Here is a 15,806-nt window from a genome sequence, read left to right on the forward strand (position 1 = left end):
TCTGATGAATCCTGTATTGAAACCCTACTGCGGCCCAACTTATGTCTAGGCTATACAGAAGCGTGAACCACCCAGAAAGCAGGCAATCATGAGTGTCGGACTTGGTATTTTTCTCTTCGTCGTCGGGGCCGTGCTCGTATGGGCGCTGAACGTGAGCGTCACCTGGATCGATCTGGACCTCGTCGGATACATCATGATGGGTGCCGGAGCCGTCATCTTCGTGCTCGGTCTCATATACATGTTCCGCAAGCACAGCACCGTCAGCACCGTGCGCACCATCGCCGACCCGTCCAATGGCGAGCAGGTCACGCGCAAGGAAAACTCGGCCGACGGACTCTGACCGGCGGGAGCCGGGTCCCAGGAACCGCTCGCGCGGTCTCGATCTCCACAGGCTCGATCCAAGCGCTCCTTCGCCTCGCCTCGACCAACGGCAACTTCAGCTAGCGCGCACGCCTCAGGCTGACGGCGGCGACCAGAACGGCCGTCACTACGAGCGCCACACCGATCCAGGCGCTCAGCCCAACGCCGCTGTCGAACGCGTGACGCGCTGAGGACAACAGCTGCGCTGCCGCATCCGCCGGCAGGGTGGATGCAACGGCGACCGCACCGCCGAGCGTCTCGCCTGCAGCCTGCTGCTGGGCCACGGTGAGCGAATCGGGCAGGCTGACGGCCGCCCGGTACGACGCCGTCAGGATCGTGCCCAATACGGCCGTGCCGAGCACCGCGCCCAGCTCGTAGGCCGTCTCCGAGACAGCGGATGCCGCACCCGCCTTGTCCTTCGGCGCGCTCGCCACGATGAGCTCGTTCGAGACGGTCTCGGCGGCGCCGATCCCCACGCCGAGCAGGAGGAACGCGATCGCGATCCCCGTCGCGTCGATCTGTCCGTTACTCAGCGCGATAAGCGCGAATCCCCCGACAGACACCAGAAGGGCGACCGGAACGACCCGCGAGGGGCGAACCCGACGGGCGATGGGGACGATCACCAGGCCCGCGATGATCATCGCGATCAGCCCAGGCACAAGCACGAGACCGGCGGTCAACGGCGAGAGGCCGAGCACGAGTTGCAGGTGTTGGGAAACGAAGAAGAGGCACCCGACGAGGGCGGTCACACTGAGAAGGTTCACGACGACCGCGCCACCGAACGCGCCGTTCCGAAACAGGCTCATGTCGAGCATGGGCACGGGCAATCGAAGCTGGCGGCGAACGAACAGGGCACCGATGCCCAGACCGACCGCCAGCGGCAGAAGGGAGAGCACGGTGATGCCATCGTGGGCGACGGCTTTGATTCCATACACCACCGGCAGCATGGTCGCGAGCGAGAGCACGATGCTCGTCACGTCGATGCGCCCGGGGTGCGGGTCACGGGATTCCGGCACCAGGATCGGACCCAGCACCAGCAGGGGCACGAGGAGCGGCACCGCCAGCAGGAAGACGGAGCCCCAGGCGAAGTTCTCGAGCAGGATTCCGCCCACGACGGGGCCGAGGGCGCTTCCCGCGGCGAACCCGGTCGCCCAGATGGCGATGGCCAGTCGCCGCTGGTCGCGGTCGAGGAAGATCGATCGCAGCAGCGAGAGCGTCGACGGCATCAGCATGGCGCCGAAGAAGCCCAGAGCCGCGCGTGACACGATCAGCCACTCGATCGTCGGCGACAGGGCGGCACCGATCGATACGAGGCCGAATCCCGCGGACCCGATCAGGAGCAGTCGGCGGCGTCCGATGCGGTCGCCGAGGCTTCCCATCGTGACGAGCAACCCGGCGAGCACGAGCGGGTAGATGTCGACCATCCAGAGCAGCTGGGTTCCCGTCGGCCGGGTGTCGAGGGAAATCGCGGGCAGCGCGAAGTTCAACACGGTGTTGTCGATCGAGACAAGGAGAACCGGCAGCATGAGCACCGCGAGCGCCCACCATCGCCGCGCATTCGTCGTCGACGAACCCGTGTCCACCGAAGGGGACGGTCGAACAATGCGGTCGGAGGCGACGGATGACACGATCTGGCTCTTTTCTGGTCGGAGCCGGCACAGGCCGGCAGGTGAATCGTGTCTACTGTACCGTCTGGACGGTATAGTTGCCTAATGACACCGATCCCGGTTGGCTACCATGGCCTGATGCCCACTGCCCCCTCCCCCGCCGCGTCGTCGCCCTCCTCCTCGCTCACGTGGGAGCGGCTCCTCGATGCCTTTGAGGAACTTCTGATCGACGGCGGGGAGCGTTCGGCCACCCTGGGAGCGGTCGCCGCAGCGGCGGGAGTCTCCAAGGGCGGGCTCCTGTACCACTTCGCCTCGAAGGACGCACTCATCGATGCCCAGCTGGTACGGCTCGTCGTTCGCGCTGCAGAAGACACCGAGAACATCCGTACCGCGCCCGCAGGGCCGGTGGACTATTTGATTCGGAGCTCGGTCAACATGGGGAGCCCACTGGACAGGTCCTTCATCGCCACCACGCGCTTGGCACAGGGTCGTCACGAGCAGGCCATCGACACCCTCGAAACCATCCGACGAGGATGGATGACGGTCATCGAAGACTGCGTGGGCGATCATGACATTGCCGTGGCGATCATGCTCGTCAGCGACGGCCTCTACGGCAATTCGTCGCTGGCCGGCATGCCCTCCGCCCCCGCCGTCGAGGCGGAAGCAGAGAGCATGGACCGGTTGCTCACCGTGATTGCACGGCTCTTGACTTCCACAGGATAATCCCGGTGGGGTGCCACCCCGCCAGGCGGATCTACTCCGTCAGGTCGATCTCCACCATAATCTCGGCGGAAATCGCTTCACGAACGGAGGCCAGCAGCCCGGCCGGCACTTCGGAGTCGACGGTGAGCACGCTCAGCGCCTTGCCGCCCGCTTCGTGCCGCGCGATCTGCATGCCCGCGATGTTGATATCGGCCGCACCGAACTCGCGTCCGTAGACGGCCACAATCCCGGGGCGATCCGTGTACAGCATCACGATCAGGTTCTTGGCGAACGGGACTTCGACGTCGTAACCGTTGATTTCAACGATCTTCTCGATCTGCTTGGTACCCGTGAGGGTGCCGGAAACTGATACCTGTGATCCATCGGCGAGGGCGCCGCGCAGGGTGATCATGTTGCGGTACTCCGGCGACTCCGGATCGGTGAGCAGCCGCACGGTCACGCCTCGCTGCTCCGCAAGCAGCGGCGCGTTGACGTAGGAGACGGTTTCGCTCACAACGTTCGTGAAGATTCCCTTGAGCGCGGCGAGCTTGAGCACGCTCACGTCAAACTCGACCAGCTCGCCACGAACCTCAATGTCGATGCTGGTGAGCGGGCTGTGCGCCGCGATCCCCGAGAACACCTGGCCAAGCTTTTCGACGAGAGGAATGCCGGGTCGCACGTATGGATCGATGACCCCGCCCGCAACGTTGACGGCGTCAGGAACGAGCTCGCCCGACAGCGCGAGGCGAACGGACTTGGCGACAGAGACGCCCGCCTTCTCCTGGGCCTCGTCTGTCGACGCCCCGAGGTGCGGCGTCGTGATGATGTTCTCGAGCCCGAGCAGGCGCGATTCGGTGGGCGGCTCGCTGACAAATACGTCGAGACCGGCGCCGGCGATGGTGCCCGCCGTCAACGCGTCGAAGAGCGCATCCTCATCGATCAGTCCACCACGCGCGACGTTGATGACGAACGCGGTGGGCTTCATGAGTGCGAGTTGCTCAGCACCGATCATGCCGGTGGTTTCGGGGGTCTTGGGCATGTGGATGGTGACGAAGTCGGACTTCTCCAGGAGCTCCTCCAGGGAGACCGGCGTGACGCCGAGCTGCTGGGCGCGTGCCGAGGTGATGTACGGGTCGTAGGCGATCACGTTGGTGCCGAAGGCCTGCATGCGCGCCGTAATGAGGGCTCCGATACGACCGAGTCCGATGATTCCGATCGTCTTCTCAAAGAGCTCTACGCCGGTGTACTTGGAACGCTTCCACTGGCCGTCGGCGAGTGCGCCGCTCGCGGCCGGGATATGACGCGCCAGGCTCAGGATGTGGCCGACGGTCAACTCCGCTGCCGAGATGATGTTGGACGTCGGTGCATTGACGACCATGACGCCGGCAGCTGTCGCGGCCTTGATGTCGACGTTGTCGAGGCCGACGCCGCGCGGGCGATGACCTTCAGAAGCGGTGCGGCCTTGATGGCTTCGGCATCCATCTTCGTGGCGGAACGAACCAGGACGGCATGCGCGGTAGCCAACTCGGCAAAGAGCGCGGAGCGATCCGTGCCATCGACGTGGTGGATGTCAAAGTCGGGCCCGAGGGCGTCGACTGTGGCGGGGGAAAGTTCTTCGGCAATCACAACTACGGGCTTCGACACTAAATCGGTTCCTTAGAATGCATAGGTTGGTTGTTGGCACGACCAAGGGCACCAAACACATCCACACTACTGGCTGGAGAATAGGCGGATGAGCATTATGACGTTCCACGACTTTCAGTTCGCGCTGAGAATCCTGCTCGCGGTCGTCTTTGTCGGCGCGGGCATCACACATTTTCGACCGGCGGTCCAGCTCACCATGGCGGCGATGATCCCGCCTCAACTTCGGGTCGCCGGGCTGGCCAGTCCGCAGAACCTCGTGGTCTTCACCGGGTTCTGTGAGATCGCCGGCGGGCTGGGACTGCTGGTGCCGGCCACGGCCTGGCTGGCAGGCATCGCCCTCATCGTCTTCCTGGCCGCGGTTTTTCCCGCGAATGCCTACGCCGCAGCGCACAAAAAGCGCTTCGGTTGGGTGGCGATCCCCTTCTGGCCGCGGTTGATCGCCCAGCTGGTGCTGATGGCACTCATCGCTCTGGCGATCCTCTGACCGATGCCGGCCAACCTATACGATCAGGCGACCTAATCCCACGACGAAAACGTCGAGGGAGACCACAGCGGATACGCCCAGGCCCGCTAGGTACAGCAAGACCTGGCCGAGCGGAGCTCGAGAACGCCCGAGCACGAATGCTCCAGCGAACAGCCCGACGGGAACGACGATGGCCCCGATCAGAACGACCCAGCCGAACGCGCTGAACTGGGTGTCGAGGCTCTGCACCGTGGTCGAGAGCCCCAGAAGGTTGCCGACGGCTTCCCACACGTCGTAGGCGTAGAACAGTCCGAAAAGCACCGCGAGCGTCACCGCAAGCCAGGCCGGGGTGCGTCGTCGGATGGTCATCGGGGTCGCTGTTGCATCGGTCATGCGTTCACTCCCATGAGCAGGGGCGTCGGCACGAGCACGACGACGCCGATCAGCAGCCACATCACGCGCAGGCGCGGCCGGCCATTAGTGAGCCAGAACGACGCCGCGAACCACACAATCGGTGCCGCGACGGCCAGCCAGGTTCCGAGTGAGAACATGCCGGCAGCAACGGGGTCCTCTGTTACGGGGGTGGCGATTCGGCCGACACCGATGAACCAACCGATCGTGTACAGAAGATAGAAGCCGGCCAGGATACCCATGAAGACGAGAGCCGCGGAACCCGCGACGCCGGACGCGACCGCATCCGCTGTCTCCCCATCTTCTGTCCACTCGGTCCCCCGTGAGTCGTCGGCCCCGAACCTTTCGGCGGTGTCGGGGTTGGACGGCCCTTCGGGCTCGCCCTCGACCTCGACCTCGGCCTCGGACGCGGCCTTGGCGGACCCCGGCATGAGCGTGGGGTCGTCGTCACCGCCCCAGCTCAGCGCGTCATTGTCCGGCTTGGAAGTCATGGAGCCAGAATATCCCACGCACATCGGGAACGGGCGCGATGGCGGACTAGCCGAACAGCGGCTTGACCGCCGTGACCAGCTGTTGGACTCCGAGGATGATGAACAGCGGGGCACACAAACCGAGGGCGATGTTGGTCGGCAGTGTGTTCTTCCATTCTGCGGGGATCCGTCTGCCGTTGAGCAGCCCGAGCAATGTGACCGCAAGGAACGGCATGAAAAGCGACCCCAGAACCCCGTAGGCAAGGATCAGCCCGATCGGCGACCCGAGCAAGAAAAGGATCATCGGCGGGAAGGTGAGCCACAACAGGTAGAACTTGAAGTACTTGCCGCCGACGCGGGTGTCAGGGTGCCCGGAAGCCTTGCCGCGCATGTTGCCCCAGAAATCCGCAAACATGAGGCTCACCCCGTTCCAGACCCCGATGATCGACGAGAAGGATGCGGCCCAGAAGCCCACCAGAAACCCCGTTCCCACCACCACGCCGTACTTCTCGTTGAGAACGGTCGAGAGGTCGACGAGGCCTTTATCGCCGGCGCTGAGGGTGACCCCGGCGGCACTCACAACTTCGGCACCGACGACGAGCATGGCGATCACGAAGATACCGGTCATGACATACGCCATCCGGTTATCGATGCGCATGACCTTCATCCAGCGCGGAGTCGACCAGCCTTTTTCCCGCAGCCAATAGCCGTAGGCCGCGAGCGTGATGGTTCCTCCCACTCCGCCCGCCAGCGCGAGCGTGTAGAGCACGCCTCCGTCTGGAATGATCGGCACGAGCCCCGCGAGCATCGCGGGGAAGTCCGGTACGGCGATCACGGCCAGGCCGACAACGGTGATGAACATGATGCCGACGAGCACAGCGGTGATCTTCTCGAAGATTGCGTAGCGCCCGAACCAGACCATGGTGAGGCCGGCGAGACCCATCAGAACGGCCCAGACCGGCAGCGGAAGTGCGGGAAAGAGCGCGGCGAGGGGCAGCGCCGCCGAGGACATCGCCGTGGCGCCGTAGACGAAGCCCCAGAGCATGATGTACGGCCCGAAGTACCACGTCGTCCATTTTCCGAGGGATCGCCAACCCTCGAAGATGGTCTTGCCCGTGGCCAACGTGTAGCGCCCGGCCCCTTCGACGAGGACGATCTTGAGGACAACGCCGAGGACAACGGCCCAGAGCAGGGCATAGCCGAAACGGGAACCAGCCACGAGGGTGGCCACCATGTCGGCGGCGCCGACTCCGGTCGCGGCGACCACGAGTCCCGGGCCGACGATCTTCCATTTCGGCAGCGGGCCATCGCCGAGGGACGGGTCGGCGACGGCGAGACCATCACCGGAATTGTTGTGGGAGCTCATGGAAAATGTGTCCTGACGGCATTGTGAGGCGGCTGGCCCCCCACCGATTCAGGTGTGGCATTGCTGTGCATCCGGTCACAGGACCCCGTCACGGATGGAATCCGTGCAGTATCGCCAGTCTAGGTGCACAAATTCTCTGCCGCGGTCCACGGGAGCGGGAACGCCGGGGAGCAACCGAGTCGTTTTTGACGGTGCTACGGCGTCGGCCCGAAGTCGAGCTTCCGAGGCGTACCGATGGCCTCGATGTGGCGCGCGATCTCCGCCGGAAGTGTCTCGAGAGAAAGCCGCGTGCTCGGTGTGAGCGCTCCGTCCACAATACCCACAGACCCGAAGATTCCTTGGAACACACTGCGAGGCGCCTCAACGGCCATGCTCAGGCCGTACTGAGCGCTCACGCTGAAGCCGTGCCGCGTGAACCACTGGACGACGGTGTGCGCGACGACGGGATCGGGTTCCAGATGCCGTCCGAGACCGGGTCGGAGCACAACGATGGCAGAGAGGTCCGGTCTCGGAACGGCTGTGGAGTCGGTCATACTCTCAGTCAGTGTCTGCCTCCCGTGACATTGCCGGAGCCGCGACCGCGAACACCGGTGCACCGGTCAGTGCGGTGAGGTCTGCGTGACCCCACGCTGTCGCACCGCCCAGGTAGAACAGCTCATGCACGTGCCCGTCCGCACCGCGGTACTCCACCCTCGCGCACGGATCCTGCCCCGTGAGGTGTGTCTCACAGACCGCGGGTTGGCCGGCGGCAGAGGGGGCGAGGGTCAGCGCCGTGAGGTCCCCGTGACCCCAGCTCGTGGATCCGCCCAGATAGAACAGCTCATTCAGGTGACCGTCCCTGCTGCGGTAGACCACCCTGGCGCAGCTGTCCTGACCGGTCACGTGGGTCTCGTAGGCCGCCGGATTACCGATAGCGGGCGGAGCCCCGGTCGCCGCGGTGAGGTCGCCGTGACCCCAGCCGGCCGACACATCGAGCAGAAACAGCTCGTGAATGTGGGCATCGACGCCCCGATAGACCACTCGGGCGCAGGGGTTCTGGCCGGCGACTCGGGTCTCGTAGACCGCCGGGCTTCCCGCCGCGAGCACTGCCCCTGTTGCGGCCGTGAGGTCGCCGTAGCCCCAACCGGTGGAGCCGCCGAGATAGTACAGCTCATTCAGATGACCGTTCTGGCCCCGGTACACCACGCGGGCGCAGGCATCCTGCCCGACCTGGTGCGTTTGGTAGACCGCGGGCGCCCCGACCGCGAGAGGCGCCCCGGTGAGCGCCGTGAGGTCGCCATACCCCCACGCCGTGCCGCCACCCAGGTAGAACATTTCGTGAATGTGACCGTCGACGCCACGAAAAACCACGCGGGCGCAGGCGTCCTGACCGGCCACGTGGGTTTCGTACACGGCCGGCACACCCACCGCCAGCGGTGCGCCTGTGGCGGACGTGAGATCGGCGAATCCCCACCCTGTGGTGCCGCCCAGGTAGTACATCTCGATGATGTGCCCATCCTCGGCCCGGTACACGGCCCGCGCGCAAGGATCCTGACCTGTCACGTGTGTCTGGTAGACGGCCGGCACACCGGATGCAAGTGGTGCGCCGGTGAGCGCGGTGAGGTCCCCGGCCCCCCACCCGGAACCCCCACCGAGCAGAAACAACTCGTTCACGTGGCCGTCGGCGCTCCGATAAACGAGCCGGGCACACTCGTCCTGCCCCGCGACGTGGGTCTCATACACAGCAGGGCGAACCCGATCCTGCAGAGAACTGAGCGCGCTCACCGCGTCGACGAGCCCGGCGCCGGTGGCCAGGTCGTTGCCCGGGGCGGCCGGCTGGCCCCCGGTGGACGGATTCGAGGTTCCCGTCACGACGTCTTCGGCGCTCTTCATGAGAATTTCACGCGCAGCGGCGGGGGAAATGGACGGGTCCTCCCCACGCAGCAAGGCACAGGCGCCGGCCAATTGCGGGGCGGCGGCCGAGGTCCCGCTGAACGCTGCCCAGCCGTCAGAGGCGAGGGTCTCGTCGCTGTTCGGGAATCCGGGCCCCGCATTCCCCACGTCGATAGCGCTTCCTGCTGGTTGCGGCAACATCAGGTAAATTGCACGCGGGAGCAGGCCCACCAGACCCGACACATCGGGCACGCGACGCCCGGGGTAGATCTGGCTGAGGAATCCGCTCGCGTAGTTTGACGCCCGGCGCGAGCCATCCGCTGCAACGTACACGCCGCCCGCAGAGATGACGTCGGGGTGCTGACCCGGAAAACCGAAGTGACCGTTCCCAGCGGAGAAGACCACGATTGTGCCGTTGACCACGGCCAGGGCGATGGCCGCCGCGAGAGCCTGGTCAATGGGGTCGAGGGGACCCAGCTGCAGGCTCGAACCCCAGGAACAACTGATCACGTCGGGAGCGAGGATCGCGGCGGTGTTGAAGCCGGCGGTCGAGTTGGAGAAGTTCATCTTCACCATGGTGAACGTGATACCGGGGGCCACGGAGAACGCGTTCGCCGATTCTCCGGTGCCGTGCCCGTTCTCGTCGATGCCCACTGCGGTTGCCCCCGGACCGAGCAACACTGAGCCGCTGAAGCCGTTGGCCGCGAACCACGGGTGCGCCTCCCATCCGGTATCCACCATCATGAGCCGCACCCCGGTTGCCAGCGCTCCCATCGCGTGTGCACCATCGGCGCGAGTCAACCGGGACACATCCTGCGGCACGTCGAGGTGCCAATAATTGACCGTGGGTGGCGAGGACTGCATGGGGTACCGCGCCTTCTCGAGGGCCCCGCCCTCGAGAACGCTGCCGAGCGAGGATCGGCGCGCATCGAGAAAGCCCGGAATCTCATTGTCGGTGGTGTCGATGAAGGTACCCGTCTCCTCCTCCTGACCGGACTTGCGTACCGGTACGTCACGCGCGACCAGCCGGGTGCTAAAGACCTCTTCGTATCGCTCGGCTGGACCAGCAATGTTGATGGTGGCGGCTGTGCGCTGCAGAACCTCGAACCCGGCCTGCTGCAACCGCGTCACGGCATCCGCTGTCACTCGCTGTTCGGACACGAAATTCGCAACGTTGTCGGATGTCACCGGCTGGTCGGGGTCGAAAAGCGATCGACCCCCCACACTCACGGGCGATACCTGGGCAAAGATGCGGGACGGAAGTTGCGCGGCGTTCATCGGATTCTCCTCTGCTCTGAATAATGCACCGAGTCAACTCGCGCTGGCGTTACTGGGCTGTTATCGGGCATCCTCGGTGTTCCGCGCACGTCTCGCGAGCACTCCGCAGACGCCGATGACCCAGCCGAGAATACCGAGCAGGCACACGCGCTCTGCGAGTCCGACCAGCCCGGGAAACACGGTGATGGCCAGCCCCAGAAAAAGAATCCCGACCACACCCAGGGCGGTGAAAACGGATGCCGCGGCGAGGGCCCGCGGCAACACCCGGCTTCTCCACAACCACGCGGTCAGCGCGCAGATTCCGGCGAGTGCCGCAAGGAAACCCGCCGTGGCCACGACAAGGTGTACGGAGCCGGACACGGATTCTCCTGCGAGACCAGGCTCACCCACCTCGTGAATATCGGTGGGGAAGAACGCCAGCACCCCGGAGCAGAATCCGCCCACGAGGAAGAGCCAGAGTCCGAGTCGGCGCAGGATTCCGGTGCCACCGAGGGCGGTCAGGGCAACCACCGCCGCGATGCTCGTGATCATACGACCCACGAAGTTCAGATTCATGATCCAGCCGAAGGGGCCAACGGCGAGATTGCTCTCCGTCTCGCTGATCGGGCTGTAGTGCGGGGGGAGCAACTGCAACACGATGTCGACGAGCACATAGACCACGACACCGACGACGGCGACCTGTGCGGCGGTCCGGCCCATCGAACGGGCGCGACGCTGCATGTCGGGCCCGGAACCCGGATGTGTAACGGTCATGCCGCTCCTGTGGCTCGCAAAAAAGAGTGGGACCGGTCGAATTGCACCGATCCCACTCTGTCACGCTCTGACGACAAGAACGACGGGCGAGCGTTTCACGTCGCGGCGAAGGCCACGGTGCGAGCCGTCCCGTCGTAGCCGCCAGCGGGGGCAGAGAGCCCGAACAACGCCGCCACCGTGGGCGCGACATCGAGTGTGCGGGCAGGCTGGGAGGACACCCCGGTGGCCACCCTCGGACTGCCGCCGGCCACGAAGAACGGAATGGGTTCGGTGGCCGGGTGGCCGTGGTTGCCTGGAATGGGATTGGACGCGACGTATGGATCAGAGAACCGCCACCCGGCCCGGCAATAAACCACCAGATCACCCGCTTCGGCACCCAGCCTCAACTCGTCCGGGCGCGCAATCGACAGCACGCCCGGGTGCGCTGCAACAAGCGCGCGAACCTCGGCCAGACCGGCGTCACCCGCCGCGGTCGACCCGGTCCAGTACAGCAGATCCGCCCCGCCATTCTGAGCGATCGTGATCTGCGCACGCAGGTCCGCACGCGCGGAGAGGATCTGATCCACGGAGATGACGTTCGAGGGGATGGACCAGTCCATCGAATGGTCGGCGAGCACGATGAGCACGCTGCTCTCCCACGTGCCGGCGGCAACGAGATGATCCACGAACCGACCAATCTGATTGTCGGTGTCCTTCAGCGCGGCGGTCCGGGCGGCCTGCACCGTGGTGCCGGTGACATCGGAGTGCCCCACCCTGTCGACGTCGCCGAGGTTCGTGAACACGAAATCGGGATCCACGCTGTCGACCATGGCGATCAGCGCGTCCACCGTGGCCGTGTCAGGCGCGTGTCCGGTGACCGGCAGCAGTGGGAAGGGCTCCCAGCGATACGTTGCGCGCTCCCCGAAAATGCCGAAGAGGTATCTCTTGCTCAGCACCGATCCCGTCGTCAGGCCCTTCTCCCCGAGCCGCTCGAGCAGCGTCGGGAAGCGCAGGTCGGCTGGCCGGTCCAGGTCCCGCACGACGGCCGCGGCGCGGTCGTAGATCGCGTTGGCCGGAACACCGGAGCGATCCGGTCGAACGCCGGTCATCATCATCACGTGGTTGGGAATGGTCTCCATCACTGGCAGGGAACGGGCCCCGGGAAAATTGGTACCGCCGGCGCGCAGGGCCGCCAGCCGAGGGGTCAGGCCCGCCGTGATCTCATCGGGTCGGCAGCCGTCCACGACGAGCACGTAGACCCGTGTGCGTGCCGACGGCACTGGCGTGACACCGGTTTGTGCGAAAGCCGGGACGGCATTGCCCGCTCCAAGGGAGAGCACAACGGATGCGCCGCCGGCCGCGACGAGGGTGAGGAACTGGCGGCGGTCAGACGCCGGAAATCCGCCGTCCCCACCCGAAGTGGCGCTCACAGGACACGACTCACGGACTGGGTGCCCGCAGCAACCTGCCACGACGTGGACAGTGTGCTGGTCGACGCGCGACTGGTGCGTTCAGAGAGCACGTACCAGTCCATGCGCAGGGCACCCGGTGTGACCTCGAGAACCGAGAATCCGTGCGAGTCGAAGTCCAGATACTTCACGTGCGGGTTCGCCCCCTTGAAAGCCTCCTCGACGGCGATGGATGACGTACGTTGTGGCGTCCGTAGGATGTCGTCCAGATTGTCGCTGGTGACTGACGTGCAGACCAGCTCCGTGGCCACGGAAGCGCCATTGGCCGGGTAGGTCAGCGGATCAGCAGGAACATCGCATGCCCAACCGGAGTGGATGTCCCCAGTGAGGAAAACTGCATCCGTGATCGCGTTGTCCCGCAGGTGACTGATCACGCGGCTCCGGTCCGCCGTGTAGCCATCCCACTGGTCGACGTTGTAGGGAACACCGTCGATCGTGGTCGATCCGAGCAACTGCTGCACCGCGCCGACTTCCTGCGTGCTGAGCGTGGAGGGGAATCGAACGGGGGAAATCATGACCGGGTTGCCAACCAGTTTCCACTGCGTCGTCTGCGACGAGAAGCCATCGAGCAGCCAGGTCATCTGAGCGTCACCGGTCAGCGTGCGCGCCGGGCTGCCGATAGCGGGGTCAACACCGCTTGACGCCTGCTGGCTGCGGTAGCTGCGCAGGTCCAGCATGGAGATGCTGGCCAGCGAGCCATACTCAAAGCGACGGTAGATGTGTCCGCCCGGCTCAAACCGCACCGGCATCCATTCCGCATAGGCCTGCTGGGACCACGCCCGGCGAGCCGACCAGGTGCCTTCGGCACCCTCCGTATGGTTCTCAGCTCCACCAGACCAGGCATCGTTGGCGAATTCGTGATCGTCCCAGGTGACCACGAACGGAACGGCCGAGTGCAGCGCCTGCAGGTCGAGGTCGGTCTTGTACTGGGCGTGGCGGCGGCGGTAGTGCGAGAGCGTTGTCATCTCGACCGCGGGATCATGCGGTCGCACGACGACGTCCCTCGCCTGATACTCGCCAGGGGCGTACTCGTAGAGGTAGTCGCCGAGGTGCAGCACAACGTCGAGGTCGCCGCGGTCCGCGAGATAGCGGTACGCCGAGAAATAACCGGCCTGCCAGTTGGCGCACGACACCACGCCCATGCGCAGCCGATCCACCGCGGCGCCGGCGGCCGGTGCCGTGCGCGTGCGGCCCGTTGCGGACGTTGCGCCAGCCGCGATGAAGCGGTACCAATAGTTGGTGCCGGGCCGCAGCCCACCGGGCACGACCTTGACAGTGTGGTCACGCGCGGGTCCGGTGCGGACGGCTCCACGGGCCGCCATCCGCAGGAAGCCCGAATCCTCGGCCACCTCCCAGTTCACGATGACGTCGGGACCAAGCCCGGACCCGGGCACGGCTTCGAGCGTCGGGGTGATTCGCGTCCAGAGCAGCACGCTGCTCGGCAGCGGGTCCCCCGATGCGACGCCGTGCTGGAAGCCTGGAACGGCCGTACCGGTGAGCGTGGCGGATTGGGCTGGCTGGCTGCCCGCGGTCGCGGTGGCGACCCCCGCGAATGCGAGGACGCCAGCGGTGCGCAGCAGATCACGTCGATTGAGAGGACTCATGCCCTCCAGTCTGGCGGCCCCCGTCCACGGGCCTCGGCTCTATCGGGTTCTGTTCACTCGATGTTTGCGCACGGTTCGGTCGCCGTCCATTGCGCTGCCGGAGGCGACAACAGGGCCGGCCGCGAACGGCCGACCCTGTTGCTGACGTGCCCGGTGGTTGCCGGCGGTGCTGGTTAGCGGGAGACTTCGCCATCCACGTAGTCGTCGTCGTTCGATGCGTTCCAGGAGAAGAGCTTGCGCAGCTCGCGGCCGGTGGCCTCGATCGGGTGCTCTTCACCCTTCTTGCGCAGCGCGAGGAACTCGGGTGCTCCGGCGTCCTGGTCAGCGATGAAGCGCGCCGCGAAGGCGCCGTTCTGGATGTCGGCGAGAACGGCCTTCATGTTCTCCTTGACATTGGGGTCGATCACGCGCGGGCCGGAGACGTAGTCGCCGTACTCGGCGGTGTCGGAGACGCTCCAGCGCTGCTTCGCGATGCCGCCCTCCCACATGAGGTCCACGATGAGCTTGAGCTCGTGCAGAACCTCGAAGTAGGCAACCTGCGGCTGGTAGCCGGCCTCGGTGAGAACCTCGAAGCCGTACTGGATGAGCTGCGAGGCGCCGCCGCACAGAACAGCCTGCTCGCCGAACAGGTCGGTTTCGGTCTCTTCGGTGAAGGTGGTCTTGATGCCGGCGGCGCGCAGGCCACCGATGGCCTTGGCGTAGCTGAGGGTAAGCGGCCAGGCGTTACCCGACGCGTCCTTCTCGACGGCGACGATCACGGGAACGCCGCGACCGGCTTCGAACTCGCGGCGCACGGTGTGGCCGGGTCCCTTGGGCGCGACCATGACGACGTCGACGCCGTCGGGGGCGGTGATGTAGCCAAAGCGGATGTTGAAGCCGTGCCCGAAGACGAGGGCCTTGCCTTCGGAGAGGTTCGGGAGAACGTCATCGGCGTAGAGGTGGCGCTGAACCTGGTCGGGCGCGAGGATGACGATGACGTCGGCCCAAGCCGCGGCATCCGCCGTGCTGAGCACGGTGAATCCGGCTTCCTCTGCCTTCGCGGTGGACTTCGAGCCCGCCTTCAGGCCGATCTTGACCTCAACACCCGAGTCGCGCAGGTTCTGCGCGTGCGCGTGTCCCTGCGAGCCGTAGCCGATGACGGCCACCTTCTTGCCCTGAATGATCGACAGGTCGGCGTCTTTGTCGTAGTAAATCTCAGACACGTGTACTTCTCCTTGGTTGGTGAATTTGTGGTGATCGTGTCTCGACAAGGTCGACAACCGCGCTGGTCGAGCTGGTCGAGCTCGTCGAGACACGGTGGTCGAGCTTGTCGAGACCTAGTTTTTGAAGACTCGTTCGGTGATCGATTTGGAGCCTCGGCCGATCGCGAGCAACCCGGACTGGGCCAGCTCCCGAATACCGTACGGCTCCAAAACCCGAAGCAGGGCCTGGGTCTTGCCCGTGTCACCGGTGACCTCGATCACAACGGCATCCGTCGATACGTCGACCACTCGGGCACGGAACAGGGTGACGGCCTCAAGCACCTGGGAGCGCGTGACGTTGTCGACGCGCACCTTGATGAGCAGGTGCTCGCGCTGCACGGACTGGGAGAAGTCGAGTTCGACGATCTTGATGACGTTGATCAGTTTGTTGAGCTGCTTCGTCACCTGTTCGAGCGGAACGCCTTCAACGTCGACGGCAATCGTGATGCGCGACAGACCCTTGATCTCGCTGTGACCCACAGCAAGGCTCTCGATGTTGAAGCCCCGTCGCGCGAACAGCCCGGCGACGCGGGTCAGCAGGCCGGGCTTATCCTCGACCAGCAGACTCAAAACGTGAGTCGTCATGG

General features: G+C 65.4%; 14 protein-coding genes and 1 pseudogene. 3 read left to right on the top strand and 12 right to left on the bottom strand.

The window, feature by feature from the left end; genetic code table 11:
- Window positions 1-88 precede the first annotated feature (88 nt).
- Window positions 89-340 (top strand): DUF6458 family protein, encoded by a 252-nt coding sequence (locus JF66_RS05880; RefSeq protein ID WP_035876249.1) that lies wholly within the window; start codon window positions 89-91, stop codon window positions 338-340.
- Between the two features lie 100 nt (window positions 341-440).
- Here the strand turns inward: JF66_RS05880 and JF66_RS05885 are convergent, their stop codons facing one another.
- Window positions 441-1,964 (bottom strand): MFS transporter, encoded by a 1,524-nt coding sequence (locus JF66_RS05885; RefSeq protein ID WP_051973180.1) that lies wholly within the window; start codon window positions 1,962-1,964, stop codon window positions 441-443.
- 141 nt (window positions 1,965-2,105) lie between these two features.
- Between JF66_RS05885 and JF66_RS24970 the strand changes: the two genes are divergently transcribed.
- Window positions 2,106-2,690: a TetR/AcrR family transcriptional regulator gene (locus JF66_RS24970; protein WP_035876274.1), complete on the top strand. Its 585-nt coding sequence runs from the start codon at window positions 2,106-2,108 to the stop codon at window positions 2,688-2,690.
- Window positions 2,691-2,721: 31 nt separating this feature from the next.
- Here the strand turns inward: JF66_RS24970 and serA are convergent.
- Window positions 2,722-4,313: pseudogene (gene serA, locus JF66_RS05895) on the bottom strand (phosphoglycerate dehydrogenase).
- 88 nt (window positions 4,314-4,401) lie between these two features.
- Between serA and JF66_RS05900 the strand changes: the two are divergent.
- On the top strand, window positions 4,402-4,797 hold the full coding sequence (locus JF66_RS05900; RefSeq protein ID WP_051973176.1) for a DoxX family membrane protein: 396 nt from the start codon (window positions 4,402-4,404) through the stop codon (window positions 4,795-4,797).
- Window positions 4,798-4,812: 15 nt separating this feature from the next.
- On the opposite strand, the gene JF66_RS05905 is transcribed toward JF66_RS05900, so the two are convergent.
- The 10 genes from JF66_RS05905 to ilvN all read right to left on the bottom strand — a co-directional run bounded on the left by JF66_RS05905 (window position 4,813) and on the right by ilvN (window position 15,804).
- Window positions 4,813-5,169, bottom strand: coding sequence for a hypothetical protein (locus JF66_RS05905; protein ID WP_035876250.1), 357 nt, complete (start codon window positions 5,167-5,169; stop codon window positions 4,813-4,815).
- The gene (locus JF66_RS05910) at window positions 5,166-5,678 is read right to left on the bottom strand and encodes a hypothetical protein (RefSeq protein WP_035876251.1); all 513 of its coding nucleotides are present in this window, start codon (window positions 5,676-5,678) and stop codon (window positions 5,166-5,168) included. The genes JF66_RS05905 and JF66_RS05910 overlap by 4 nt, the downstream gene beginning before the upstream one ends.
- A 46-nt stretch (window positions 5,679-5,724) precedes the next feature.
- The gene (locus JF66_RS05915; RefSeq protein WP_035876252.1) at window positions 5,725-7,023 is read right to left on the bottom strand and encodes an Nramp family divalent metal transporter; all 1,299 of its coding nucleotides are present in this window, start codon (window positions 7,021-7,023) and stop codon (window positions 5,725-5,727) included.
- A 194-nt stretch (window positions 7,024-7,217) separates the two neighbouring features.
- On the bottom strand, window positions 7,218-7,556 hold the full coding sequence (locus JF66_RS05920; protein ID WP_035876253.1) for a hypothetical protein: 339 nt from the start codon (window positions 7,554-7,556) through the stop codon (window positions 7,218-7,220).
- Between the two features lie 4 nt (window positions 7,557-7,560).
- Window positions 7,561-10,173: a S8 family serine peptidase gene (locus tag JF66_RS21585; protein ID WP_051973177.1), complete on the bottom strand. Its 2,613-nt coding sequence runs from the start codon at window positions 10,171-10,173 to the stop codon at window positions 7,561-7,563.
- Between the two features lie 60 nt (window positions 10,174-10,233).
- Window positions 10,234-10,926 (bottom strand): DUF998 domain-containing protein, encoded by a 693-nt coding sequence (locus JF66_RS05930; RefSeq protein ID WP_035876254.1) that lies wholly within the window; start codon window positions 10,924-10,926, stop codon window positions 10,234-10,236.
- Between the two features lie 95 nt (window positions 10,927-11,021).
- On the bottom strand, window positions 11,022-12,335 hold the full coding sequence (locus JF66_RS05935) for an alkaline phosphatase family protein (RefSeq protein ID WP_035876255.1): 1,314 nt from the start codon (window positions 12,333-12,335) through the stop codon (window positions 11,022-11,024).
- Complete coding sequence (locus JF66_RS05940; RefSeq protein WP_035876256.1) at window positions 12,332-13,978, bottom strand: alkaline phosphatase; 1,647 nt, start codon at window positions 13,976-13,978, stop codon at window positions 12,332-12,334. The genes JF66_RS05935 and JF66_RS05940 overlap by 4 nt, the downstream gene beginning before the upstream one ends.
- Before the next feature lie 173 nt (window positions 13,979-14,151).
- Window positions 14,152-15,180: a ketol-acid reductoisomerase gene (gene ilvC / locus JF66_RS05945; protein ID WP_035876257.1), complete on the bottom strand. Its 1,029-nt coding sequence runs from the start codon at window positions 15,178-15,180 to the stop codon at window positions 14,152-14,154.
- Window positions 15,181-15,294: 114 nt separating this feature from the next.
- Complete coding sequence (gene ilvN, locus JF66_RS05950) at window positions 15,295-15,804, bottom strand: acetolactate synthase small subunit (protein ID WP_035876258.1); 510 nt, start codon at window positions 15,802-15,804, stop codon at window positions 15,295-15,297.
- Between the last annotated feature and the right edge of the window lie 2 nt (window positions 15,805-15,806).

This window comes from Cryobacterium sp. MLB-32 (assembly GCF_000738085.1).
GTDB lineage: Bacteria > Actinomycetota > Actinomycetes > Actinomycetales > Microbacteriaceae > Cryobacterium.